This is a genomic window from Methanofollis fontis, assembly GCF_004297185.1.
In the GTDB taxonomy this organism is placed as follows: domain Archaea; phylum Halobacteriota; class Methanomicrobia; order Methanomicrobiales; family Methanofollaceae; genus Methanofollis; species Methanofollis fontis.
Window position 1 is genome coordinate 659,337 of the sequence record NZ_PGCL01000001.1, and the last position, 23,933, is coordinate 683,269.

General features: G+C 62.5%; 28 protein-coding genes. 17 read left to right on the top strand and 11 right to left on the bottom strand.

The features are described 5' to 3' along the window. The 9 genes from CUJ86_RS03235 (at position 1) to CUJ86_RS03270 (ending at position 8,270) form a co-directional block, all read left to right on the top strand. Positions 1 to 471, top strand: a complete 471-nt coding sequence (locus CUJ86_RS03235) for a carboxymuconolactone decarboxylase family protein (RefSeq protein WP_130646107.1) — start codon at positions 1 to 3, stop codon at positions 469 to 471. A gap of 78 nt (positions 472 to 549) precedes the next feature. Next, positions 550 to 918, top strand: coding sequence for an HAD family hydrolase (locus CUJ86_RS03240; RefSeq protein WP_235855556.1), 369 nt, complete (start codon positions 550 to 552; stop codon positions 916 to 918). After that, on the top strand, positions 884 to 1,123 hold the full coding sequence (locus tag CUJ86_RS12125; RefSeq protein ID WP_235855572.1) for an HAD family hydrolase: 240 nt from the start codon (positions 884 to 886) through the stop codon (positions 1,121 to 1,123). Before CUJ86_RS03240 ends, CUJ86_RS12125 begins: the two co-directional genes overlap by 35 nt. An 85-nt stretch (positions 1,124 to 1,208) precedes the next feature. Continuing rightward, entirely contained in the window at positions 1,209 to 2,642 is a 1,434-nt protein-coding gene (locus tag CUJ86_RS03245; RefSeq protein ID WP_130646108.1) for a glycoside hydrolase family 57 protein, read from the top strand. Beyond that, positions 2,630 to 3,760, top strand: coding sequence for a glycosyltransferase family 4 protein (locus CUJ86_RS03250; protein ID WP_130646109.1), 1,131 nt, complete (start codon positions 2,630 to 2,632; stop codon positions 3,758 to 3,760). The genes CUJ86_RS03245 and CUJ86_RS03250 overlap by 13 nt, the downstream gene beginning before the upstream one ends. Then, positions 3,760 to 4,992 (top strand): glycosyltransferase family 4 protein, encoded by a 1,233-nt coding sequence (locus CUJ86_RS03255; protein WP_130646110.1) that lies wholly within the window; start codon positions 3,760 to 3,762, stop codon positions 4,990 to 4,992. Before CUJ86_RS03250 ends, CUJ86_RS03255 begins: the two co-directional genes overlap by 1 nt. Further along, entirely contained in the window at positions 4,971 to 6,686 is a 1,716-nt protein-coding gene (locus CUJ86_RS03260) for an amylo-alpha-1,6-glucosidase (RefSeq protein ID WP_235855557.1), read from the top strand. The genes CUJ86_RS03255 and CUJ86_RS03260 overlap by 22 nt, the downstream gene beginning before the upstream one ends. Continuing rightward, complete coding sequence (locus CUJ86_RS03265; protein WP_130646111.1) at positions 6,670 to 7,617, top strand: phosphotransferase family protein; 948 nt, start codon at positions 6,670 to 6,672, stop codon at positions 7,615 to 7,617. Before CUJ86_RS03260 ends, CUJ86_RS03265 begins: the two co-directional genes overlap by 17 nt. After that, positions 7,575 to 8,270 (top strand): HAD family hydrolase, encoded by a 696-nt coding sequence (locus tag CUJ86_RS03270; protein ID WP_235855558.1) that lies wholly within the window; start codon positions 7,575 to 7,577, stop codon positions 8,268 to 8,270. The genes CUJ86_RS03265 and CUJ86_RS03270 overlap by 43 nt, the downstream gene beginning before the upstream one ends. A gap of 45 nt (positions 8,271 to 8,315) precedes the next feature. Here the strand turns inward: CUJ86_RS03270 and CUJ86_RS03275 are convergent, their stop codons facing one another. Together CUJ86_RS03275 and CUJ86_RS03280 are read right to left on the bottom strand one after the other, a co-directional pair. After that, positions 8,316 to 8,879: an HdeD family acid-resistance protein gene (locus CUJ86_RS03275; protein WP_130646112.1), complete on the bottom strand. Its 564-nt coding sequence runs from the start codon at positions 8,877 to 8,879 to the stop codon at positions 8,316 to 8,318. Positions 8,880 to 8,952: 73 nt separating this feature from the next. Further along, positions 8,953 to 9,663 (bottom strand): DUF1614 domain-containing protein, encoded by a 711-nt coding sequence (locus tag CUJ86_RS03280; protein ID WP_235855559.1) that lies wholly within the window; start codon positions 9,661 to 9,663, stop codon positions 8,953 to 8,955. A 145-nt stretch (positions 9,664 to 9,808) separates the two neighbouring features. On the opposite strand from CUJ86_RS03280, the gene CUJ86_RS03285 reads away from it, so the two are divergent. Next, the gene (locus tag CUJ86_RS03285; protein ID WP_165394751.1) at positions 9,809 to 10,219 is read left to right on the top strand and encodes a rhodanese-like domain-containing protein; all 411 of its coding nucleotides are present in this window, start codon (positions 9,809 to 9,811) and stop codon (positions 10,217 to 10,219) included. A 3-nt stretch (positions 10,220 to 10,222) separates the two neighbouring features. Here CUJ86_RS03285 and CUJ86_RS03290 read toward each other — a convergent pair whose 3' ends face one another. Continuing rightward, positions 10,223 to 10,669, bottom strand: coding sequence for a hypothetical protein (locus tag CUJ86_RS03290; RefSeq protein ID WP_130646115.1), 447 nt, complete (start codon positions 10,667 to 10,669; stop codon positions 10,223 to 10,225). Positions 10,670 to 10,676: 7 nt separating this feature from the next. Then, positions 10,677 to 11,675 carry a YbgA family protein gene (locus CUJ86_RS03295; RefSeq protein ID WP_235855560.1) on the bottom strand — a complete coding sequence of 333 codons (999 nt, stop codon included), beginning with the start codon at positions 11,673 to 11,675 and terminating at the stop codon, positions 10,677 to 10,679. Between the two features lie 94 nt (positions 11,676 to 11,769). Between CUJ86_RS03295 and CUJ86_RS03300 the strand changes: the two genes are divergently transcribed. Then, positions 11,770 to 12,681 (top strand): prenyltransferase, encoded by a 912-nt coding sequence (locus CUJ86_RS03300; RefSeq protein ID WP_207231376.1) that lies wholly within the window; start codon positions 11,770 to 11,772, stop codon positions 12,679 to 12,681. Here the strand turns inward: CUJ86_RS03300 and CUJ86_RS03305 are convergent. From CUJ86_RS03305 to CUJ86_RS03320, 4 genes are all read right to left on the bottom strand, one after another. Continuing rightward, positions 12,670 to 13,029: a VOC family protein gene (locus CUJ86_RS03305; protein WP_130646117.1), complete on the bottom strand. Its 360-nt coding sequence runs from the start codon at positions 13,027 to 13,029 to the stop codon at positions 12,670 to 12,672. The two genes, CUJ86_RS03300 and CUJ86_RS03305, sit on opposite strands and share 12 nt — an antisense overlap. Positions 13,030 to 13,068: 39 nt before the next feature. Beyond that, complete coding sequence (locus tag CUJ86_RS03310; protein WP_130646118.1) at positions 13,069 to 13,647, bottom strand: DUF2179 domain-containing protein; 579 nt, start codon at positions 13,645 to 13,647, stop codon at positions 13,069 to 13,071. 15 nt (positions 13,648 to 13,662) lie between these two features. After that, a complete protein-coding gene (locus CUJ86_RS03315) occupies positions 13,663 to 14,889 on the bottom strand; it encodes a M20 metallopeptidase family protein (RefSeq protein ID WP_165394753.1) in 1,227 nt (408 codons plus the stop codon). Between the two features lie 99 nt (positions 14,890 to 14,988). Further along, positions 14,989 to 15,822, bottom strand: coding sequence for a class I SAM-dependent methyltransferase (locus CUJ86_RS03320; protein ID WP_130646120.1), 834 nt, complete (start codon positions 15,820 to 15,822; stop codon positions 14,989 to 14,991). A 138-nt stretch (positions 15,823 to 15,960) separates the two neighbouring features. Between CUJ86_RS03320 and CUJ86_RS03325 the strand changes: the two genes are divergently transcribed. The 4 genes from CUJ86_RS03325 to CUJ86_RS03340 are packed head-to-tail and all read left to right on the top strand — an operon-like array spanning position 15,961 to position 20,306. Further along, positions 15,961 to 16,947 carry an AAA family ATPase gene (locus tag CUJ86_RS03325; protein WP_130646121.1) on the top strand — a complete coding sequence of 329 codons (987 nt, stop codon included), beginning with the start codon at positions 15,961 to 15,963 and terminating at the stop codon, positions 16,945 to 16,947. Between the two features lie 14 nt (positions 16,948 to 16,961). After that, the gene (locus CUJ86_RS03330) at positions 16,962 to 17,849 is read left to right on the top strand and encodes a DUF58 domain-containing protein (RefSeq protein WP_235855561.1); all 888 of its coding nucleotides are present in this window, start codon (positions 16,962 to 16,964) and stop codon (positions 17,847 to 17,849) included. 1 nt (position 17,850) lies between these two features. Then, a complete protein-coding gene (locus tag CUJ86_RS03335; protein ID WP_130646123.1) occupies positions 17,851 to 18,801 on the top strand; it encodes a vWA domain-containing protein in 951 nt (316 codons plus the stop codon). Next, complete coding sequence (locus CUJ86_RS03340; RefSeq protein ID WP_130646124.1) at positions 18,798 to 20,306, top strand: hypothetical protein; 1,509 nt, start codon at positions 18,798 to 18,800, stop codon at positions 20,304 to 20,306. Before CUJ86_RS03335 ends, CUJ86_RS03340 begins: the two co-directional genes overlap by 4 nt. A gap of 19 nt (positions 20,307 to 20,325) precedes the next feature. Here the strand turns inward: CUJ86_RS03340 and CUJ86_RS03345 are convergent, their stop codons facing one another. Beyond that, positions 20,326 to 20,922, bottom strand: coding sequence for a GNAT family N-acetyltransferase (locus CUJ86_RS03345; protein WP_130646125.1), 597 nt, complete (start codon positions 20,920 to 20,922; stop codon positions 20,326 to 20,328). 457 nt (positions 20,923 to 21,379) lie between these two features. On the opposite strand from CUJ86_RS03345, the gene CUJ86_RS03350 reads away from it, so the two are divergent. Together CUJ86_RS03350 and CUJ86_RS03355 are read left to right on the top strand one after the other, a co-directional pair. Then, on the top strand, positions 21,380 to 21,811 hold the full coding sequence (locus CUJ86_RS03350; RefSeq protein WP_130646126.1) for a DUF61 family protein: 432 nt from the start codon (positions 21,380 to 21,382) through the stop codon (positions 21,809 to 21,811). Positions 21,812 to 21,948: 137 nt separating this feature from the next. After that, positions 21,949 to 22,617: a mechanosensitive ion channel family protein gene (locus CUJ86_RS03355; RefSeq protein WP_130646127.1), complete on the top strand. Its 669-nt coding sequence runs from the start codon at positions 21,949 to 21,951 to the stop codon at positions 22,615 to 22,617. 62 nt (positions 22,618 to 22,679) lie between these two features. Here the strand turns inward: CUJ86_RS03355 and CUJ86_RS03360 are convergent, their stop codons facing one another. Together CUJ86_RS03360 and CUJ86_RS03365 are read right to left on the bottom strand one after the other, a co-directional pair. Continuing rightward, positions 22,680 to 23,186 (bottom strand): HEAT repeat domain-containing protein, encoded by a 507-nt coding sequence (locus tag CUJ86_RS03360; RefSeq protein ID WP_130646128.1) that lies wholly within the window; start codon positions 23,184 to 23,186, stop codon positions 22,680 to 22,682. A 204-nt stretch (positions 23,187 to 23,390) separates the two neighbouring features. Further along, on the bottom strand, positions 23,391 to 23,576 hold the full coding sequence (locus CUJ86_RS03365) for a YegP family protein (protein WP_130646129.1): 186 nt from the start codon (positions 23,574 to 23,576) through the stop codon (positions 23,391 to 23,393). Positions 23,577 to 23,933: the final 357 nt, after the last annotated feature.

The window sequence follows — 23,933 nt, forward strand, 5'->3', positions numbered from 1 at the left end:
ATGAACTTTGAAGAGAAACTTGCCGCCATTCTCGAGGGGGGCGCCGGGCCGGTCTCCGCCGACTGGCTTCGCGAGATCGAGGAGGAGTTCGGGCTGGCCCCCCTGATCCTGAAACGGATGGGCGAACGGCCGCCGGTGCTCCTCTCCCACCTCCTCTATAAGAGCTCGGTCTTTGAGACGAGTCACCTGGATCCGAAGTACATTGAGCTGATCAGCCTTGCGGTCGGTGCCGCCCTGAAATGCCGCCATTGTGTTGAATATCACATGCAGGCGGCGATGGCGAAGGGGGCGACGCGGGACGAGATCCTTGAGGTGATCCTGATCGCCGGACTCGCCTCCAATGCCTCGGTGCTCGCCGATGCCTACCGCGTGATGGGCGAGGAGAAGGGGGATGAACCCTGCATCTCCTGCGGTGTCAGTGTGACGAACGGACGCAACGGTCATGCCCCTCCGCCCGCGGACGGGGAGTGACAATGGTGTATTGGCTGCCAATATAGTATTCGAAAAACTCTATTCTTTTTCCCGCCGAGATCCCTCACTTGGGGTCGCATGGTTCTCACCGGTGTTCAGGCCGTTCTGTTTGACTGCGACAATACGCTGATCGATATCAGGACCGACGATGAGAGTGCGGAGACCTGCCGCACGCTCAGTGTATGGCTCGCCTACCAGGGGATCGAGATCTGCCGGCGCCACAAACTCCGGGAGATCGATGTGCGGCGCGTGAGAAAACGGGCGGCCCTGACCTTCCGTGCTGCCTCGATCCGGCACGAACGGGTGTTTCCGGAGAGTCGGCGCCTCCTCGATCACCTCCCCCACCTCCCCCCCGGGATCGTCTCCAACGGACAAGCGGGTCTTCTCCGAGCACGAACTCCGCCACCTGGGCATCAGGGACTACGTCGTCGTCGTCTTCTCCTCTGATCTCGGTTACAAAAAACCCGAACCCCGGATCTTCAGGCATGCCCTCTCGCGCCTTTCGGTCTATCCCGGGTCTGCCCTGTTCATCGGGGACTCCTACAGGAACGATATCGGGGGGCCCGCGCTCTATCGGCATGCGGTCCATGCATCTCAGGGATGCATGGCGCCTGCCCTGAGGTGCCTGGGGTCCGGGAACCGACAGAAATAGATCCGGAATATCCTCCCATATTATAGAAAATACTTTATTTTTACACGGAATAGGAGGTGGTGCAGCACACAGGACGGGGGAGAATATGGCGGGAATCTGCATGGGATTTGAGGTCCACCAGCCCTTCCGGCTCAATCCGGTGTTCTCACCGGAGGAGGCGAAGGGCAGGCGGGACCTGAAGTCGTTTTATTTTGATCGGCGAAACCGGGATATTCTGCGCAAGGTGGCGCGGAACTGCTATATCCCGGCCGCAGAGATTGTTCTTGACGCACTGGACGGCGGGATGCGGTATGCCTTCTCCTTTTCAGGCACCCTTATCGAGCAGATGGAGGAGTGGTGCCCGGAAGCGCTCTCCCTCTTTACCGATATCGCCGTTCACCCCAACACCGAACTCCTTGCCCAGACCTATTACCACAGCCTTGCCGGCTTTTTTGCCGACCGGGATGAGTTTGTGGAGGAGGTGCGGATGCACACCGATCTGATGCACGACCTCTTCGGTGTGCGGCCGCGGGTGGCGGAGAATACCGAGTTCTCTCTTGACGACGGGATCGCCGCCGACCTCCGTGACCTCGGTTTTCAGGCGGTCTATACCGAGGGTGCGGACCGCATCGTCCCGGTAAATGCCCTGAACGAGACCTGCACCTGCTGCGGTATCCCCCTGCTCCTGAGAAACTGCCCCCTCTCCGACGATATCGCCTTCCGCTTCTCATGGCCGGGCTGGGACAAGCGCCCCCTGATGGCGGACACCTATGCGAGCTGGATTGCCATGTCCCCTGGGCGATGCGCCCATGTGTTCATCGACTTCGAGACCTTCGGCGAGCATCAGCCCCGTGAGAGTGGGATATTTGAGTTTCTCGCCTATCTCCCGGCCGCCCTGGCTGATGAGGGGGTGGCGCTCTTCACGCCCTCGGAGGCAGCGGCACTTCCGCCTGCAGCTGAGATCACGCTCCGGCGCCCGGTCTCGTGGGCTGACCTGGAAAAGGACGAGTCGGCGTGGCTCGGGAACCGTCTTCAGAGATACGCCTTTTCCGCCCTGGAGCACTCGCCGGCCCGCCAGATGCGCCCCGAACTCTGGCGTTATCTCGGTACGAGCGACCACTTCTATTATCTCGCACAGAAGGGCGGGTCCTGCGGCGATGTCCACCGCTATTTCTGTCCGGCCGGCATCGAGGAGGCCTACGACACCTTCATGGCGATCCTCTCCCACCTGGAACGCCGCTGCCTGGGGAAGGGGAAGCGCCCGCTCGCCTCCGTCCCGAACCCCGAGGCCTTCCATTTCCGCATGCCGGATGGGAGATATGCCGGGGTGTCGGCGCACGGTCTCAGGGAGTTTGAGGAGGCGCTCCTCTCCGTGCCCGGGGAATCGGTCCTCTGGCACCTGGAGCGCGGCGACTATGCACCCTGGATCAGGGATGCGATCGGCGACCGCAAACTGGCGGCCGAGGTGGAGACCGCCGCGAGTCCTGCCGATCTGGAACGGGCGGTCCACGAACGGAGGTGTTCCCTGTGCACCCTCTGAAGATCGCCTTTTTCTGCTGGGAGTCCCTCCATGCGGTGCGGGTGGGCGGACTCGCCCCGGCCGCCACCTGCCTTGCCGAGTCGCTCGCCCGGAAGCACGAGGTCCACTATTTCACCCGCGGCCCCGGCCCCGACGAAAAAAACGGCGTCATCTATCACTACTGCTACCCGAAGGGAAAGAATATCGTCGATTTCTGCAACGACCTCTCACATGGTGCCCTCGACCTCTTCAGAGAGCAGGACGCCCCTGCCTTCGACGTCCTCCACTTCCATGACTGGCACTTTGTGGAGGCAATGCACCGTCTGCGTGAGCGGAATACGGTAATGTCCTTTCATTCGACGGAGTACGGCAGAAACGGCAACAAAACCGGTGGGTGGTGGGAGTATGGCGAAATCTCCGGGAAGGAATGGTACGGCGCCTATATCGCCCGGCGGGTGGTGGCGGTCTCCCGCACCCTGAGGGACGAGGTGAAGGCGCTCTACAATGTGCCGGACTGGAAGGTGGACGTCGTCCAGAATGGCATCGATCCGGACTATTACCGCCTGCCGGTGGACCAGGGGGAGGTGAAACGCCGCTATGGTGTCCACCCCTATGCCCCCCTGGTCTTTTTTGGTGGGCGACTGGTCTATCAGAAGGGCCCTGATATCCTGGTCAAGGCGATGCCCGAGGTGCTGAAGAACCGCTGGGATGCCCGTTTCCTGTTTGCCGGGTGCGGGGATATGCAGGACTACCTCTCCCGGAAGACCCGGGGCACTCCCGCCCGTCTGCTCGGGTATGTCGAGGAGCCCGAGTTCATCCGTCTGTTGAATGCGGCGGATATCGTGGCGATACCGAGCAGAAACGAACCCTTCGGCCTGATCCTGACCGAGGCGTGGAGTGCCGGGCGTTGTGTGGTCGCCTCTGATGTGGGGGGACTATCGGAGAATATCGACCATTTTGTGAACGGCGTGAAGGTTCCGGTCTCCTCGCGGGGGGTTGCCGGCGGGATCAATGCCGTCATCGACGACCGGGGTCTCTGCTGCTCCCTCGGCCAGAAGGGGCAGGAGAAGGTGGAGCGGGAGTTCCGCTGGGAGCAGATCGCCCATCGGATGGAGAGGGCCTATAATCAGGTGCTCTGATGCGGATTGCCTGTTTTCTTGACGAATATCCGCCTTTTTTCCGCGGTGGGCTCGGCACCTATGCTGCGGAGATCACCCCCCGACTGGCTGCCGCGGGGCATGCCCTGAGCATCTATGCCTCCCGTGAGGGGGGCGGGGAGACCGAGGAGGCAGAGGACGGCATTGTCGTGTGCCGCCCTGCGGTGCCCGATCCCTCCCCCCTCCTGCCCCTCATGCTCCCTGTTGAGGTCACTGCCTGGCCAGCAGACTCGCAGCACTATTTTGCCTCCAATTATCTCCGCAACATCGTTGCCGCCGGCGACCTGCTCACGAGAGGGGAGGGCGCCGATCTCTCGGTCTCCCATGACTGGTTGTCCGCACCGGCCGGTATGCTCGTCTCGGCAAGCCTCCGCATCCCCTTTGTGATGCACTTCCATTCCACCGAGGCCGGAAGGAGTCCACATCCCTCGCCGATCATCAGGACCCTCGAGAACCGTGCCGCCGTGCAGGCCGCCGTCGTCGTCACGGTCAGCCGCGCCATGCGGGACGAACTCATCACCCTCGGTGTTCAGGCGGAGAAGATCCGGGTCGTCTACAATGGGGTGGATGCGGAGCGCTACTCGCGGGAGCGGATCCCTGAGGAGAGGGTGCGGGACCTCCGCCGGCGCCTGGGCATCGGGGATGATCCGATGATCCTGTTTATCGGGCGTCTCACACGGGTGAAGGGGGTCGACACCCTCCTGCGGGCCTTCCCGTATATCCTCCAGGAGGTGCCCGACGCCCGCCTGGTGATCGTGGGCGCCGGCGAGATGGAGGGGGAGGTGAGGCACCTTGCGCAGATGAAGGGCGACGGGCGGGTGGTGCTGACGCCGTCGATCATCTCTGAGGAGGAGCGCATTCTCCACTATGCGGCGGCCGATGTCTGTGTCTTCCCCTCGACCTACGAGCCATTCGGCATCGTTGCCACCGAGGCGATGGCGATGGGGTGTCCGGTGGTGGTTGGGGCGCAGGGGACGTCCGGGATGCGGGAGCAGGTGGTGCCCGAGGGGCCGGCGATATGCGGTTTCCATATCAATCCCTTTGATCCGCACGACATCGCCATCTACACCTCCCTGATCCTGATTGACGGGGCGCTCAAACGGACGATGGGCAGGAACGGGCGGAACCGTGTGATCTCCTATTTCACCTGGGACCACAGCGTCCAGGCGACGCTCGCCGCCTACCGGGAGGCATGCAGGCGGTGCGAGCGGTGATCGTCGCCGGCGCCGACCTGCGGGATCGGCGGGTCGCCTCCAGAAAGGAGTTTCTGCTGGTCTCCGGTGGGAACTGGGCCTCTTCGTCGCTTGCCGGGAACACGCGGAAGTATCATGGTCTCCTGGTCGCAGGCGGGCGCCTTCTCCTCTCCGGGCTCGACGAATATCTCGACGGAAAGGCACTGACGCCGGCGGCATATGCGGGCGGAGACGACGACCGCGGCCTTTCCCATCTCCATGGTGTCTCCCTGGACCCTGATCCCGTCTTCTGGTACCGGGCGGCCGGGGCGGCGATGAAAAAGAGCATCCGGTTTGACGGCATCCTCAGAGTGCGCTATGAGATTGAGGGTGAGGGGGGCCTGCGGGTGGCCCCCCTGATCGCCGATCGCGGCATCCATGAGGTCAGGACGGAGTATGCGATCCGCCCCGAACCCCTGCCGGGAGGTGTCCGCGCCGGTCCGCTCACGCTCCGCTCTGATATGCCCTTCACCCCCGCCCCCTGCCTCTACCGCGATGTGATATATCCGGAAGACCGGGAACGGGGCTATGCCTTCCAGGAACACCTCTACTGTCCCGGGTATTTTTCCGGGCGGGGGAGGGCGTTCCGGCTTGAAGTGACGGCGGACGGCGTTGGACCGACCCCCTCCCCCCTCCCGGATACGAAGCCCGTATCCTGGCTGGACCGGGCCGCCGACTCGTTCCTGGTCGGCGACACGATCCTGGCCGGATACCACTGGTTTCCCGAACCCTGGGGCAGGGACACCTTTGTCGCCCTTCCGGGGCTGCTGCTCTGCCGGGGGCGGTTTGAGGAGGCGCGCGCGGTGTTCAGGTGGTTCTCCCGGCAGATCCGGGGAGGGCTGATCCCGAACCGCGTCCCCGGCGGATACACTTCCAGCGACGCACCCCTCTGGTTTGTCCATGCACTGGAGCGCTATGTTGAACTCAGCGGTGACGATGCTTTTTTCCGTGAGATGCGGGGCGCCGTCGAGGAGATCGTCGGCGGCTATCCGGGGAGTGCCGTGGCACACCTGGATGGTGCGCTGGTGACGGTTGCGCCACGGAGCACCTGGATGGACACGCCCCACACCCCGAGGGCCGGAAAACCGGTGGAGGTGAACGCCCTCTGGATCGCCGCCCTCCGGTGTGCCGAGAGCCTCGGGATCGATACGCCGGTTTCGGCGGACGAGGCGCAATCCGCCTTTTCATCATTCTGGAACGACGATGCCGTGTGTTTCTATGACCTCCTCGATCCTGACGACCCCGCCGTCAGGCCGAACCAGGTGATCGCCCTCGCCCTGGGGATCCCGGACCCCTCCCGCGCCCGCAGAGCCCTCGAGACCGTCGGGAGGGAGTTGCTCACGCCCTTCGGGCTGCGGACCCTCTCCCCGCGCGAAGAGGGGTATGCGGGCCGGTTTGCCGGCGACCGCACCTATCACAACGGCACGGTATGGCCGTGGCTTATCGGCCCCTATATCGACGCCCTCAGGCAGTACGGCCTCAGTCCGCGGACCGATGTCCTCCTCGGCCCCCTCCTCTGCCATCTGGCCGATGCCGGTCTCGGCACCATCTCCGAGTGTTTCGACGGCGACCCGCCCCACCGCCCAGCTGGCGCCATATCGCAGGCATGGAGCGTGGCCGAGGTGCTCAGGGCGGTGCTCTGCACACCCTCCGGGGGTGATGGGGACGGGGCATGAACAGCACGTCGCCACGCTCTACCCGGGCGATCCCTTCAGGGACTGGATTGCAGAACTGCTCGGGCACCGTCTGCGGCGGCAGGACGCTCCGGCCCGGGTGTCCCTGATCCGCCCGTCGTCCCATACTGTCTGCCGCTATACGTTCCAGAACGGGCCCTCGGTGGTCGCCAAGTTCTTCGCCGAACCCACCGGGGCAAACCACTGTTATAACCCTGAGAAAGGGATGAACCGGGAGTATCGTCTCCTGAAACGGGCGATGCATGTGATCCCTGTCTCTGAACCGCTTGGCATCCGAAAGGACTACAATTGTGTGCTCGTCACCTCCTATCTGCCGGGAAAACCGCTTTCCCGGTCCCTCAGGGATGATCCCGGTCTGCATGATCGCCTCGCTGCCGTTGCCGATCTCCTGCGCCACCTCCATTCCATCAGATCGTCCCGCTACTCGATGGAGCGTGAGTTCTCGAACGTGCACGATGTGCTCGACCAGAACCGTCTTTCTGCCGGGGTGCGGGATCGGTTCAACCGTCTCCTCGGGGAATGGTGGCATTCCGGGGATCTCGAGCGGAAAGGCGGGTGCATGATCCACCGGGACGCCACGCCGGCGAATTATATCTTCGGTCCGGCGGGTGTTGCGGCGATCGACTTCGAGAGCGCCTGGACGGGGGGGCATCCGGTCCATGATGTTGGTGTGTTCTGTGCCGAGATCAAGTATGCCTTCAAACGGCGGTATGACAATCCGGAGGCTGCAGAGCCGTATATCGGGCAATTTCTCCGGCAGTATGCCCGTTCCTCCAGAAGATTTTCTTCGGTCACCGGATGCGTGCCTTTTTATATGGGGCTCGGGTATCTGAGGATGGCACGACTCGGTCTCGGGGGGGAGGAACGAGAATGGCTGATACAGGAGGCAATGCGATGTCTGGTGCGCCGGTAGACTTTTCGCGGGTGAGGGGCGTTCTGTTCGACTGCTACGACACCCTGATCGATATCAGCACCGACGAACGGAGCATCCGCCCCTATGAAGCGCTCAGTTCCTGGGTGTCCTATCAGGGGGTCAGGATCTGCCCGGACGAACTGCGTGAGGAGTACAGGCGCCGGATCGGGGAGGCGATGGAGGGGACCGAAGAGGACTACCCGGAGATCCGGGTGGAGGATATCTTCGCCGGGATCTGCCGGGACTACGCCGTCTGGCCGATCGACACGGCGATGACCGGGATACTGCTCGCCCGCTCCTTCAGGGCGGCAACCGTCCGCAAGATCTGCGCCTTCCCCCGCAGTCGTCACCTCCTCTCCGCACTCAACGCCTATCCGCTCGGCATCGTCTCCAATGGCCAGCGTGTCTTCTCTGAGATCGAACTGCGGATGTTCGGGCTCTTCCCGTTTTTCCAGACCGTGGTCTTCTCATCTGACGTGGGATACAAAAAACCCGATGAGCGGATCTTCCGCACCGCCCTGCAGAGACTCCATATCGAACCCCATGAGGGCCTCTTTATCGGGGACTCGCAGAAGAACGACGTGCTGCCCTCACGCCGCCTCGGTCTGCAGGCCCTCCACATCAACGAGGCGTGGTCGCTCTTCTCGGTCTGAAGAGCCTTCAGAAATAAAAAAAGTGTGTGTGCCTGAAATATCCCTTCAGGCGGACTGTGCACCGCGCATGGCGATGCCGGCGGCGATGGAGATGATGCCGAAGGCGATCATGAGCACGCCGAGGTAGAGGGCGACCAGGACGATCCCGCCGAACACCGGGAAGAATATGAAGACACCGCCGACGATGACCGAGAGGGCGCCGGAGAGGCCGAGGAGCAGACGGTTTGCCGTCCCCTCGACGGTGAAGATGGCGAGGGCGATATCCGAGAAGCCGACGACGATCATCATGGCGGCGATCAGGGTGACCAGGGCTGCGGCCATCACCCAGGGCCAGGCGATGGCGGCGATGCCCAGGATGAGTGTGAGGATGCCGAAGAGCAGTGCCACGGTCGTGCCGGTCTCACCGACCCGCTGCTTCAGCGCAAAGATGATGGTCATGATGCCGTAGACGATTGCAAGGGCGCCGAAGAGGATCATCAGGATCTCGAGGGTGATCCCGGTCCAGAGGAGAACGGCGATGCCGATGATGAGGGCGAATATCCCCCTGACGATGAAGGAGCCCCACTCTGCAGGCTCCCTCTCGATGATCATAACTTCTGTCTCTTCCATGCTTCAAAAAGCGGCAGAGAATTATTTATCCCTGTCGAAATCGTCCTGGAAGCGCCCCTGGTGGGGAGATCCGTCATTGAGATGCATCAGGCTGGCGGCCTGGTTCTGCCCCCTTCCCCTCCCCCCGGATCCGCCGTGCGATCAGGGCGGCCAGAAAGACCGCGAAGATTCCGGTGAGGAAGATGCCGTCGAAGACGCCCGCTCCCCCGATGGAGAGGACAGATGCCGATCCGGCGGCGATATGACCGATGGTCCCCGGCGTGACCAGGTGGAAGATGTCGGCGCCGAGCAGGGTGCCCATCGCCCCGGCGGCATAGGCGGTGCCCGGCGCCGTGATGTCGGCCCCGGTCATCAGGATGCCGGCAAACGCCCCGGCTAGCGGTGCGATATAGAAGGGCATCAGGATGCCCTGACCCGGTGTCGGTGTCGAAAAGTAGTAGGAGACCGCCGCAACGAAGAGGACGGCGAGGATCATGGGTCCGGGTCGCACCCGCCGCCGTGCGATGAGTTCGACCGAGATGATCAGGGGGATGAGACAACCGCCGGCGTTCACGGCCAGCGTCACGTTCTCGATGGCATAAAATGGGATGTCGATGAAACTGCCGATCAGTGCCCCGATGGTCATCAGTATCGCACTCAGTGCCGGCATCCCTGCTAGTTCGAATGCCTCCTCGCTGATGATGATATAGAGATAGAGGAGGAGCACCGGAATCATCAGCAGACCGAGGACCAGGATCACCTCGGATGAGAAGAGCGGTATAAAGGCGATTGCGGGAAATCCCATCTGGACCATCACGCCAGTTATGGTAGTCCCCGATATAAACCCATCCCTGCGGGATGACGCCGCATACCTCCAGCCGATGCCGTGTCTCCGTCGAGGGACTCCGGGTGTGGAAAGGTATTTCCCATCCCTGGTGATCACCCCCACCATGGTTCGATGGGGCGGGGCGGCGCTGCTCCTGATGGCGGTGCTGGTGCTCGCTGCCCCTGGGTGCACCGGCGGGGAGGACGGGGGTGTGCGGGAGATCGATGTGTCAGGGGCGCGTTCATTGATCGAGGAACGGCAGGGCGACCCCTCCTTTGTGATTCTGGATGTCAGGACGCCTGAAGAATATCTCTCCGGGCACATCGAAGGTGCGATCAATATTGATTATTATGATCCGGCATTCAGGGACGGGATCGACCGTCTCGATCGCTCGGCGACCTATCTCGTCTACTGCCGGACGGCGGTGCGGAGTGCCGCCGCCACCGCAATCATGGCGGAGATGGGGTTTGATGATCTCTATGATATGCAGGGCGGGATTGTGCAGTGGAGGGCCTCGGGCTATCCGACCACCTGAGGATCAGGGGGAGGGGGTGATCTCCCGCTCCCCTCCACCTGTGCCCGGTGTATAGGTGGCGGTGGCATCATGGACGGTGCGCCCCCACCGGTCCAGCACCATCACCTCGACGGTGAGGGGGACGCCCGGTTGTGCCGGCGCCGGCGGGAGTTCGATGGGGTGTGTGGCGGAGATGTCTGTATAGGTCCGCCCGGCGACCGCATCGAGAGTGGTCGAACCGAGGGTCATCGTATAGGTCACCGAGTATTCGGCCGGTTCGGCACTCTCCGGGACGACGCGGACCAGGATCTCGTCCGGGGTGCCGCCGGTGTGGACCGCCTCCATCGTGAACCTGACCGGGGGAGGGAGGGTGCCGTCCGGTGCCCCGATGCACCCCGCCGTCACCGCCATGCTCAGCAGGAGCAGGAGCATGCACTGCCAGATCGTCATTGGTACAGGTGTTGAGGGCATGGATCCATCACCCTTCCGGTGCCACTTCCCGGTATTCCCGCCCCTCATGGGAGAGATCAGGGGCCACCTCGACCAGGTCCGGGGGGAACGGCGTGAAAAATGTCTGCTCTCCCAGATATTCGTCCCCGAAGCGTGCGATCCAGGACCGCAGGATGGTGAGGTTCGGGCAGATCGTCACCCTGTCCTGCCGGTAGCGTTCGAGTGTGTCAAGGAAGAGGGTTTTTTCATCAGGGGTGAGTTCATCGCTGAAGTGCCCGAAGGCGTGCATGAGCGCATTGATGGTCGCGGTGTAGCGGGGGGGGTGGTGGAGGGCGGCGATCAGATGGGCCCTGTAGTCCTGCACCACCTCTGCAAACGCCTTTCTGTCCGGGTTTGCGACAATCCGGCCGAGGTGCTCCAGTTCACCCTGGTTGTATGCCATGAGCAGGAACTTGTTGCGGGCGTGGAATGCCTGGAGGTCGCGGATCCGCTCCGACGTTTGCACCTGCCTGAACTCCGCCAGAGTGAAGAGGCGGGTGAGGAAATATTCCCGGATCTGCCGGTTCCGCAGTCTCCCCTCGTCTTCGATCGGCATGTCGGGAAATCTGGAGAATACTGCCTCTGCAAAGAGTCCTCTGCCTTTTTCCGCCACCTGTGCAGTTTCTGGTGAGCGGTATATCCGCACGTCCTTGGTCCCGCAGGAGGGGGAGCGGGACTTCAGGATAAAGCCGTCGATATCACCGATGGCGTCGAGGTATCTGTCTGAGAACGCCCTCATCCTCTCCGTGACATCCATCCCGCTCTCAGGCTGGACAAGACGCACCCCCTCGCCGGATGCGACGAGTCTCACCGGTTTCCTCGGAACGCCCAGCCCGATCTCCACCTCCGGGCAGACGGGGACGAATTCGGCATACCCCTTGAGCGCCCGGACCACATTGCTGCCGATCATGTCGCCGTTCCAGCGGCAGTGGTCGAACTCGACGCACCTGCTCGCTACAATCCTGGGGCGCTGGAAGATCCGGATCATATACGGCGCACTGGCGCCCCCCCATATTATAGATTTTCCATCACCCCCTCCGCGCACCGTCAGGCTTATCTCTGTGAGATCCTCTCCTGTGCTCATGGTGCCGCCCGACGCCCCGTCCATCCCGGCCCTTATCAGGATGGCCAGGCTTCCGTTTCTCCCTGGCGGTATACTCCTGTTTTTCTTCGGGGTGCTGTGTGCGGCCTGGAACGGGGCGGCAGTCCAGATCGATCTCCTTCTCCTTCCCCTTCTCGTCCTGCTTACCGGTCAGGCATCGGTCTCCTTCTCCAACGATTATTTCGACCGGCAGAGCGATAGGAAGGGGATGCAGACCCCCCTCTCAGGCGGGAGCGGGGTGCTGCTCGTGCGCCCCGACCTTGCCGGAGCGGCCCGCCGGATCGCCCTGCTCCTCATCGCCGTCTCGGTTCTCTCGGCCGCTGTGTGCGTGGTGTTCACCGCCATCCCGCCGGTATTCTTCCCGTTTGCGGTTGCCGGTGCCCTTACCGGATGGTATTACACGGCCCCGCCCCTCTCCCTCGCCTACCGGGGTATGGGCGAGGCGGCGACGATGACGGCCTTCGGACTGTTCATGCCCGGTGCCGGATACATCGCCGCTGCCGGGGAGTTGAACGCCGGTTTTGCCGTGATAATGCTGCCACTCCTCTGTCTGGGTCTATTTTTTATCCTGACGGTGGAACTCCCGGACCTGGAATGCGATCGCGCCGTCGAAAAATGGACATATGTTGCACGGAACGGCAGAAAAAATGCGTATCGACTGATCGCATCCACTGCAGCCGCAGGATCCGGGCTGTTTCTGGCAGGGGCGGCGGTATCCCTCATCTATCCGGCCATTGCGGCGGCATCCCTCCTGCCGCTTGCGGTGGGCATCGCCGGTCTCCGTTCCCCTGACCACCGGGGGAATGCGATCGCCGCCGCCAAACTGAATATGGCCGCTCTCAAGGCGTTTCTGCTTCTCTCCTGTATCGCCCTCGCCGTCTCACTCCTCTGACTCCCCCTGCCAGAGCCCGAACCGGTTGCCCTCCGTATCCTCACAGACTGCCAGCCAGCCCATGCCCGGCACGGCAGTCCTTCCGGTCAGCACCCTCCCGCCGAGATCCCTGATCCGCTCCAGATAGTCATCGATCGACAGCACGTCGATATAGAGCATCATGCACTGACCCGCCTCCTCCCGCCTGAAGAGGTCGCCGCCGATGCCGCCGCCGGCAGAAATCGCCCAGAAATCCTTCTTGAATGGCACCGGAAAGGGCTCGATCTTCCAGCCGAAGAGTTCACGGTAAAAATTGCCTGCCCTCCCGGTATCGTCGGCGGGCACCTCGAACCATGTCACATGGGGCATGGTGCGGTGTAACCCGTTACCCGATAAAGGGGTTTTCCCTCATTTCCCCTTCCTGAAATACTGGAAGAGGCGGATGTCGCCGGGCATGGTTCGCCCCTTCGGGAAGGTGCCTTCGGCCGATTGCCTGATATCCTCCACTGAGTAGAAGGCCTTTGGCGAGATCTCCCTGACCTTCCGGATCACGTCCGGGACATTCCGCCGCCGCACGACGGTGAAGAGCACCTTGCTCGGGGCCACCATCCCCTGCCCGTCCATCACTGTCACGCCGTAGCCCGCCCCACGCAGGGTGCCGATCAGGGTGTTCGCATCCTGTTGTACGATGATCCTGACCACTGCATGCCCCATGGCGATCTTCTCCTCGACCATGATGCCGATGTAGTTGCCCGCCGCAAATCCGCCTGCATAGGCGATATAATTCACATAATTCGTGAGATTTGAGAAGATCTGCCCGATAGCAATCAGCCAGATCAGGATCTCGAAGAACCCGAGAATGGGGGCGGCGATCTTCATGCCCCGGTTGACCACGATGATCCGCATCGTGCCGAGGGTCACATCGGCGATCCTGGAGAGAAATATCAGAACCGGGAGCAGAATGCCTGAAAACACCCATGGTTCCATCCCTGTCCCCTCCTTCTACCCCTGCTCGACGTCCCCTGCGATCACGGCCGCCGCCAGTACGATGGCGCCCGTGAGTATGGCGGATTCTGCCGGGGGTGCGAAACGGGGAGAGTGAAGGAACTCTCCGCTGCCATCCGCCGGGGCCGTCCCGATACGGAAATAGGCGAGGGGTATTCCCTCCTCTGCAAAGACGGAGAAGTCCTCACTCCCCGAGATCACCGGGATGGTGGCGACCTGTTCCGGGCCCAGGTATCTGGCCGCCGCATCCGAACAGCGGGCGGTCAGGTCGGGGTCGGTGATCAGGGGGGGGACCGACTGGTCGAGCACCCGGACCAGGGGGAGGCGGTCGGCGGGCACCCCCGCGGCGATGGCCGTCCCCTCGGCGATCCGCCTGAGCGCCGCCAGACCCTGATCCCGGACTGCCGCTTTGTGGTAGCGCAGACTCATCCCGAGCGTCACCTCGTCCGGGATGGCGTTGTGTTTCCGTCCCCCATGGATCTGACCGGCGGAGAGGATGAAGAAGGCGTTCGGATCGATCTCGCGGCTCCGGATCGTCTGGATGGCCATGATGATCCCGGCGGCCAGCACAATCGGGTCGCGGGTCTGGTCCGGGTGTGCGGCATGACCGCCGACACCGCGGACGGTCAGGTCGATCGTCTCGCTGCCGGCGGAGAGGATGCCGCTCCGGCTTGCGACCATGCCGTCCGGGATGTCGGGGCCGACATGCACGGCCACCGCGCCGTCGGGGCGCGGAAATCTGGTGAACAGGCCGTCCTGGATCATTTCCCGTGCGCCGGACCCGGTCTCCTCTGCGGGCTGGCCCACACAGAGGAGCGTGCCCGACCAGCTCTCCCTGAGTGTGGCGAGGGCCCGGACGGCGCCGACGAGGGCCGCCATATTGATGTCGTGGCCGCAGGCGTGCATCACGCCGGGGTGGCGGCTTGCATAGGCAAGCCCGGTCTCCTCGTTCAGCGGCAGGGCGTCCATGTCCGCCCGGATCATCATCACCGGGCCGGGGCCGTTCAGGAGAACCCCGACCACACCATGACCCCCGATACCGGTTGTCACCGTACACCCGGCCTCACGGAGTTCCTGCGCCAGTCGGTCGGCGGTCTCCTCCTCTTCGCCGGAGAGTTCGGGGCGGGCATGAAGATCCCGGTACAGACTGACAAGGGAGGGCAGCTCTTCACGGATAGTCTCGATAAGCCGCTCTGCAGAAGGGGGCCGGATGGGTGTTTGCACGATCAGGAGGTGGGCGCGAAGCGGGTTTAGATATATCTGTGGATGCACATGCCGGAAGGAGAGCGCCGTTGCCGGTGTGATGGGTGCGAAGGCGGTGATTCACGCCTCTTTTTCCCAGTGAATCATCGCCTGGCGCCGCTGTTTCCGGTGGATATACCCGCCCTCTCCGTCCGGGTGGAGCATCCTTGTGAAATGGTCGGTGACCAGATCGAGGGTCTCCGGAGGGGTTTCATGCAGGGTGGACCACTGCTCTGCCGCCACCTCCACCGAGGGATACCTGCTCTCCACCGTGGTCTCGTAGACCGTGACATCGGCATAGATCTCCATATCGTGCAGGATGTTGATCAGGAAGAGATGGTCCGGATAGCCGGCATGCCGCTCTTCGGTTCCGAATGCCGCCTCTCTGAGTGCCGTTTCATCCCCGCTCCGCCACTCGCCTGCATGCCAGAAGAGGCAGACGCACCGGCGTGCGGCGGCGTCGATCTTTTTCAGCGCTGTCCCGATATCATAAAAACCCAGGGAATAAGCGGCGACAACTGTGTCATGGACAGGGACGTTCTCCCCGATGATCGCATCCTCCCAGCGCATCCGGAGCAGGGTGTAGTTGTCCAGCCCTGCCTCCTGCATGTGCGCCGAAAGCCGCCCGAGCATCCCCTCCGAGGGGTCGAGTGCGGTGACGTGGGCGACCCGACGGGCCATCGGGACGGCGAGGCGACCGGTGCCGGCGCCCATGTCAAGGACGGTGTCGGAGGGGAGGAGCCCCATCATCTCCATCTCCCGCGCCGTCGTATCCGCCTCGCCGCGGACGGCGCACTCGTAGGCCGCCGCCTTTGCGTCCCAGGCAGCCCCGGGATCGCGGTCCTTTTTCCGACGGCCGGATCCACCCGCATATATCGCCTTCCAGAGTTCCTCCCAGTCGATGATCCGGTGCATGAGCGTTGTGTGGTGCCGCCAAGGGGATAAGTGGTTCGAAATGCGGTTGAAAAGGGTTTAATCTTTTATAGGATGTTCATGATATCTCTTTTCCAGAGAGGGCCGCCGGTGCGGACCTGTTGCGGCATGAGGGATCAGATGAGAGCAGGGAAGGAAGAGGGACATGTACGGGCGGAGGAGTATGCTGACCACCTCGACGCCCTCACACACGAGTTGAAATCGGTCATCGTCGGTCAGGACGAGGTGATCGGTCAGATGATCACGGCGCTCTCCGCCGGAGGGCACGTGCTCCTGGAAGGGGTGCCGGGGATCGCAAAGACCCTCCTCATCCAGACCCTTGCCCGCTGCATCGAGGGGTCGTTTGCGCGGATCCAGTTCACCCCCGACCTCCTCCCTGCGGACATCACCGGCACCCGCATCTTCAGGCAGACAGACGGTTGTTTTACCACGGTCAGGGGGCCGATTTTCCATCATTTTGTCCTGGCCGACGAGATCAACCGGGCGCCGCCGAAGGTGCAGTCCGCCCTGCTCGAGGCGATGCAGGAGCGGCAGGTGACCATCCAGGGTGACACCTTCCCGCTGGAGGACCCCTTCTTTGTGCTCGCCACCCAGAACCCGATCGAGTCGGAGGGCACCTACCCCCTTCCCGAGGCCCAGACCGACCGGTTCATGTTCAAGGTGCTGATGGGATACCCCTCGCTGGAGGAGGAGGTGACGATCCTGGACCGGTTCACCGGAGAATCCGGACCTGAACCCCGTGCCGTCACCGATATCGCCACTCTGCTGGCGATCCGATCCCATGTCCGCTCTATCAGGGCCGATAGGAGCGTGAAAGAGTATGCGGCCTCGATCGTCGACGCCACCCGGCACCCCGCCGCCCTCATCCCTGATATGGAGGGATACATCGCCTTCGGGGCCTCGCCCCGCGCCTCCCTCTCCCTGATCCTGGGCGCCAAGGGGCGCGCCGTGATGCAGGGCCGCACCTACATCGTCCCGCACGATGTCAAGGAGGTCGCCCATCCCTCCCTCCGCCACCGGATCATCCGCACCTATGAGGCGGAGGCGGAGGGGGTCAGCACCGACCGGATCATCGACCGCATCCTCCAGAACGTGCCGGTCCCATGAGGGTGGCGAGGCAATTGGACGCAACAACCGAACGATTGGACCTGATCCGGCAGGTCGCACGGATCGATGTCGCCACCCGTCTCCTGGTCTCCGGCCTCTATGCAGGTGCGCATGGATCGGTGTTCAGGGGGCGGGGGATTGAGTTCTCGGAGATCCGGGAGTATGTGCCCGGGGACGATGTGCGTGCGATCGACTGGAAGGTGACCGCCCGATTCGGAAGACCCTATATCAAGGAGTTCTCGGAGGACCGGGACGCCACCTTCTATATCCTGGCGGACCTCTCGGCCTCGAACACCTTCGGTTCGGCGACGAGCAAACACCGCCGGATCCTGGAGGTTGCGGCCGCCCTGATCTTTGCCGCCCGGAACGCCGGTGACTCCGCCGGTCTTCTCACCTTCACCGACCGGGTGGAGGGTTTTATCCCGGCACGAAAGGGGCGGGGCCATGCCGTGGCCCTGATCGACACCCTGATCAGAAACGATTCCCGTGGGCGCGGGACTGACCTGAACGTGCCCCTCCGGTTTCTGGCCAGACGGGTGCGGCGCCGCGCCTCGGTGTTTGTGGTCTCTGACTTTGCCACTCCCTCTTTCTCGGACACCCTCCGTCTCCTCTGCGGGCGCCATGAGGTCACCGCCATCAGGGTGATCGACCCGCGTGAGCGGCACCTTCCTGATGTGGGCCTGATCGAACTCGAGGACCCGGAGAGCGGCGAGCAGGTGCTCGTCGATACATCGGACGAGGTGCTGCGCAGTGCCTATGCGGATGCCGTCGCCGCCTGGGAGGGGGACCTTGCCGCTGTGTTCCGGCGGGCGCGGGTGCCCTCCGTCTGCCTGACGACGGAGGAGGGGTGCGAGACGGCGCTCAGGCGCCTGTTCGCCCCGAGAAAGGTGGGGGTGTGCTGATATGCCTGGTTTTTACCATCCGGCATGGCTCCTCGGCCTTCTCATCCTCCCCATCCTCTGGTATCTCCGGCATGTGGTGACCGCCCGGAAGAAGGCGGCGGCGATGGAGTTTTCCGGGGTTTCCTTTCTGAAGAGCGTGCTCGCCGACAGGCAGGGCTCCAGGCGGGTGCGGAACCTCTTCCTCCTCTCCCTGCTTGCCATCGGCCTCATCCTGGTCGGTCTTGCCGATCCGCACATCCCGCTGGAGGGCACGGAGGAGGGGGTGAACGTGGTGCTGGTGATGGACGTCTCCGGGAGCATGCAGGCGACCGACTACTCGCCGACGCGGCTTGAGGCGGCGAAGTCGGCGGCGTCCATTCTCCTCGACCACCTCGGCGCCAACGATTATGCGGGCGTGGTGCTCTTTGAGTCCGGGGCGACGACCGCCGCCTACCTGAGCCCCGACCATGGACGGGTGAAAGAGAAACTGGCGGCCGTCAGGCCCAGGGAGGGGCAGACGGCGCTTGGTGACGGCCTCGCCCTCGGCATCGATATGGCCGATTCGATACCGAACCGAAAAAAAGTGGTCATCCTCCTCTCTGACGGCGTCAGCAATGCCGGCGTGATCTCCCCCTCCGAGGCCGGGGCCTTTGCGCAGGAGCGCAATGTCCAGGTCTTTACCGTCGGACTGGGCTCCGACACGCCGACGGTGATGGGGTATGACTGGTTCGGGAACCCGCAGTATGCCGAGGTGGATGAGGCGACCCTGCAGGGGATTGCGCAGGCGACACAGGGTGCCTACTACCGTTCGGTCGATGAACAGACGCTCTCTGCGATCTATGCCGACCTGAACGGCGAGATCAGGCGAGAACCCGAAGAGCGGTCCATCAGGGACCTCTTCTTTGCCGCCGCCGTTGTCGTGCTGCTGGTCGAGCTCTATCTCCGATACGGCCCGGGGAGGATCATCCAGTGAGGCGCACCCCCGCCCTTCTGCTCTTCCTGCTGCTCTGCTCCCTTGGCGGTGCGGCGATGGCCGGAGAGGTCACTTTCTCCACCGCACAATCTGAGTATGTCGTGCCCCTGGGGGAGGAGGTGGAGATCCCGGTCTCTGTGCAGAACTCCTGGGGTGCCGACATCCCGGGCATGATCACCTACCGCACGAGCGTGACGGCGGAGAGCGGCGGCATATCGAGTGTGCGGACTTCGATGCGGGCCGAGTCCTTCTCCGTCCGTTCGGATATGGAGGAGTTCGTGATCGGGTTGCCTGCCCGCGATGAGGCGGGCACCGTCGTCCTGAGCATCTCATTTGATTACAGCCGTTCGGGAACCGATCGGGAGGTGAACCTGGGCCCGATTACGGTGCAATACGGTGGGGAGCCCTCGAGCCAGCAGGCGTCGCAGGGACCGCTCGCCGGCACCGAACAGCAGTCTTCGTCCACCTCTGCCGGTCAGTCTTCGTCCGCCACCGCCGGGCAGGCACCGCGGGATGCCCTGCAGGAGGGCCAGATGGCGCAGGACGCCGATGCCCTCAGGGAGCACCTGCAGGAGGAGAGCAGACGGCTTGAGGCCGAGAAGGAGGCGTTCGGCCAGGCGCTTCGTGCCGATCCGACCTACCGCTCGGTGACGGAGGCGCTGGAGGAGGCCGGATATACCCGCACCGCTTCCGCCCTCGACCCCTCATCGAACACCTCCGGCACCTTCTCTGAGACCCATGCCATGGACGGCGCCGATGCGGTCGACCTGGAGGGGGCGATGGAGGACGGGGCGGTGGAGTATCTGCGTCAGGCGTCGCCCGGCATGGGAGTGATGCCCGCGGCGCTCGCATCGAACGCCACCTACGGCTCCTATCTGGAGGGGCTTGAATCTGAGGGTTTTCTGCCGTCGGGTTCGGTGGTCAACACCACGCCCGAGCGGACGGATGTGGCGATCTCCTTTACCGGACCGGAGAACGAAACGGCCTCGATCACCGCTGTGGTAGAGAACGGCACGGTGACGGCGGTGGAGATGGAGCGGCAGGCGCCCCTGCCGCTCGTGCCGCTGGCAGCGGCATTCATCTTTCTTGCCATGATCGCCGCCATCTATCTCCTCCTCATGCGGATGCGGGATGAAACGCCGGAAACGAGCGATGATCCTGATCCGCCCACAGCCGTTCCTTTAAAAGATCCGGTCGAGGAGTGCCTGCGTCTTCTCGATGTGGCTGAGGCGGCCTATGCGGATGGAGATGTCCCGGCGGCCTACCGGATGGCGACGCGGGCCTTGCGGATCCTGGTCTCCTGGCAGGAGGGTGACGGCACCGAGGTCACCGACGAGGAGGCGCGTGCCCTGCTGGAGCGTTGCGGACACTCCGAAGGGGACCTCGCCCGCACCCTCGGGCGCTCGGGTGCAGTGGGCTTTGGCGGGGCGGCGGGTGACGGGGAGGAGTTCATGGGGATCGTCGCCTCTGTCAGGGAGCGGATACCTGCCCGGGATGAGGGATGAGCGGGCCCGCCCCCCCTCCTCAGGATGCCGTGAACGCTCCTGCAATGGCAGAGAGGTCTTCTGTGCTGAGGTCGCTCTTCAGCAGACCATAGAGCACACGATCATGATCCCCGCCCCGTGCATGCCAGTAGCCCCTCTGGCACCCCTCCGGCACGAACCCGCATTTCTCCATCACCCGTCGCGACGCCGCATGATCGGCGACGGTATCACCGTTCAGGCGGTGGCCATCGAGGACGACGAAGGCAAAATAGACCAGAAAACGGCAGCACAGGGTGCCGTAGCCCTTTCGCCAATGCGGGTCGTCGAGCTGGTAGCCGATCAGGTATGAACCCGGACTGAAATCGACCGGCAGGAGGGCGCACTGCCCCACAAACTCTCCTGAATGCCGGATTCTCGCCGTGAACACATGGCAGTCCGGCGTCCTCCCCTCCCTGAACGCCGCCTCCATCCCCTCGATCAGGGGGAGAAAATAGGACCTGGTGACCTCCGCGGTGTTCGGTCCGAAGAACATCCACCTGCAGACCGATTCCTTTGCGAGCATCCGGGATATCTCTGGCAGGTCCTGCACTGTGCAGTAGGAGAACGTCAGGTCTCCGCCGGTCCATATCTGCTGCATGGAGGGCGTTTGTCTCCCCGGATATTTCCCTGATCCGGTCCGGTGCGGGGAGGGGCGGGCCGGATGATCGACCGGCAGTCGGGAGGATCTGAAGCCCCCGTCCTGAATCCGTCATATTGTCCGGTATTTCCGATTCTGAGCGATCGAAATCGACACATGCGTTGAGATCCGGTAAAAACGACATTCTGTTGTTGGATCTGAGTATGAAGAGGATATATCCCTCCATATTGGTGCTGTGAACCCCCTGCCGGCGTGCAGACATCCTGTCGGGGGGAGGGGGATAGAATCGGGGCCGTGTGGGGCAGGAAAAGCGATGGATGTCGCCGCAAATCCAGGTCCCCTCATTCGGGCGAGAGGGGAGATCCGGGCAGAATGGAGAGAGGCAGGAGGGAAGACCTGCCCGCCCCCTCTGCCCCCTGTGCGAAGGTTCATATCCGCGGTCTCCACAGGGGGGTTCATGTCATATCGGCCGGAGATCACCGAGGAATCCGTGCTGCGCCGGTGGATGATCCTGGAGATCGGGCGGATCAATGCCGGACTGGTGACCGAACGAAAGAGTCTTGCCAGACTGCTCGGTGAGGAGCGCCCGTCTGCCACGGCAAAGGACGGATCAGACTACCGTTTCGACCCCGCCGTCATCCGGGATATCGGCGAGCGTTTGCCCGCGGACCTGCACGAACGCCTCCTGCTGCCGATCATCTTCCGCTTCTCACCGGACGTCCGGGACAGTTATTATCTCACCGACGCCGTGGCGGTCCGCGCCCTGCAGTCGCTCGGAGAACTGAGCGAACAGAGAAAGATGCGGGACGGTCGTCTCTGGGTCTCGAATGCGATCGTGTTTGCGATGGTCCGGGCCTATCCGACGGCGATCCAGATCGGGATGGGGTGAACCGGTCAGGTTTGCCTTCGATATTGGATGAATTAAGGGGATATTTTTAGGTTTTCATTGGTTTGAGCGGGTTTTTTCCGCCATTCCGCCCTCCGAAAATTATATACTGTATCAATATAATCCTCGGCCGATGCGTTATGGCGAATGTCGTGGATTATGTAACCGACACGGCCGGGGGGGTCATCGCCTTTCTGCCGAACCTGATTGCCGCAGTGATCATCCTGATCCTGGGGTGGATCATCGGACGACTGCTCGGGAAATATGTCTCCATGTTCCTGGACCGGATCGGTGTGGATGACGCCCTCCGGAAGACCTCGATGGGAGACTCGATTGAAAAATCAGGCACAAATATTGTGCACCTCTTCGATCTTCTGATACGCTGGTTCATCTATCTGATTGCCATCATGGCAGCAACCAATGTTCTCCAGATCGAGATGCTCTCGACAATGATGGCAAATATCGTCGCCTACATTCCCAATATCGCCGCCTTCATCATCATCCTCGTCGTCGGGATCATCCTGGTGGACCTGTTTGCGGACTTTGTGGAGAAACTGGGTTCCGGTGCCGGGGTCGCTCTCATTGCCCCGCTCGTCCTGATGCTCCGGATCTTCCTCTACTTTGTCGTGATCATCTTGGCCCTGACCCAGCTTGCGATTGACCTGACCATCATCTATGTCTTCATCGAACCGATCGCCTGGGGCGTCGGCATCGGCATCGGTGCGGCGATTGCGATCATCGTCGGCTTCGGTCTCAGGGACCGTGCCCCGGAGATCCTCGACCGTCTCTTCTCAGAGGTGAAAAAATAGGCATCATTCCGGGATGGAGGGGACGATCCCTCCCATCCCTGTTCGTGCTCCTGGTACGAGGATCAGCTGCCCTCGATCATCTCGGCAACGATCCCTCTGAAACTCTCGCTCTCCTGTGAAAGGCGTTTTCTGGCTGCCATCTCCCCCCGTTCATTGCCGATCTTCAGGAGAGATGCGGCCGCCAGCTGCCTGCAGTAGTCGCTTTTATGGTCCAGGATGCCGATGAAGAAATCGACGGCCAACTCATCGCCGATCTGCTCCAGTGCCCAGAGTGCCGGGAGCTGTACCCGCCTCTCACTGCTTCTGATCGTGCTGATCAGGGTTTCGACCGCAGGACTCCCCATCTCTCCGATGGCCATGGCCGCTTTCCACTGGACCGCCTCGTTTTTACTTTTCAGGGCATCGATCAACGGATCCAGCGCCTCTGTCCCCAGTCGCGCGAGTGTCAGGGCTGCACGGTTCCCCTCCTCCTCGTGTGTCCTCAGGACCTCCATGAGGCCGTCGACATCATGCATCGCCTTCATTTCTTCGAGATCAGGCCGTTTCTGTACCAATTCAAGTTTTGCCATCTTCTCCCCCCTTCTGCCGCTGCCAGATAGATCTGCTGATAAATCAAAGTATCTGAGAAGAGGGGCTCAAACGGTCAGACGCTGAGGAGGAAATGGGAGAGGAGGCGCGTGGATCCGGGCGCTCCGACTCCTCTATCCCGCTCGTCCCTGGCGGGAATGGGATGAAATGTCTGGGTTTCAGAGTCGGATTGTCGGAAAAATGGGTTAAATCTCGACTTCAAAGACCTCGGCATTCGGAGCGTTGTTTTTCACACTCTCAATCCCCTTCAGGCAGGATTCCCGGGATTTGTAGCCCTGGCTCACGGCAATGATCTGGCCGTTGGATGCCTTCAGCCTGAACCTGAACTCCCCACCCTTGTCGTGATAAACCTCGAATTTTCCTTTCGGCATTGTTGCACCGAACCTAAGGTGGAACGCTCAATATTTAAATGTTTTTATTATTCCTCGGGGTTGTAATGGGACGGTTGTCTCAGCGCCCGATTTCATCCACTCCCCCGGTATCAGACTGCCCTGTTGTTTCGGTATTCCTATTACGGCAGGGCGCATAGATGGATCAATGCACCTCATCTGCCCCTCATGCGGTCATGGATGGGAGTATTCGGGGACCGCAATCCGACCGACCTGCCCGGTCTGCAAAAAAAGGGTCGGTCCGCGCGCAATGCGTTCACAGACGAGTTCGTTTGGCGTTTCAAAGCGCGAATGTCACGATTCAAGCGCCTTTTACCGCAGAAAAATCTATTCTGACCG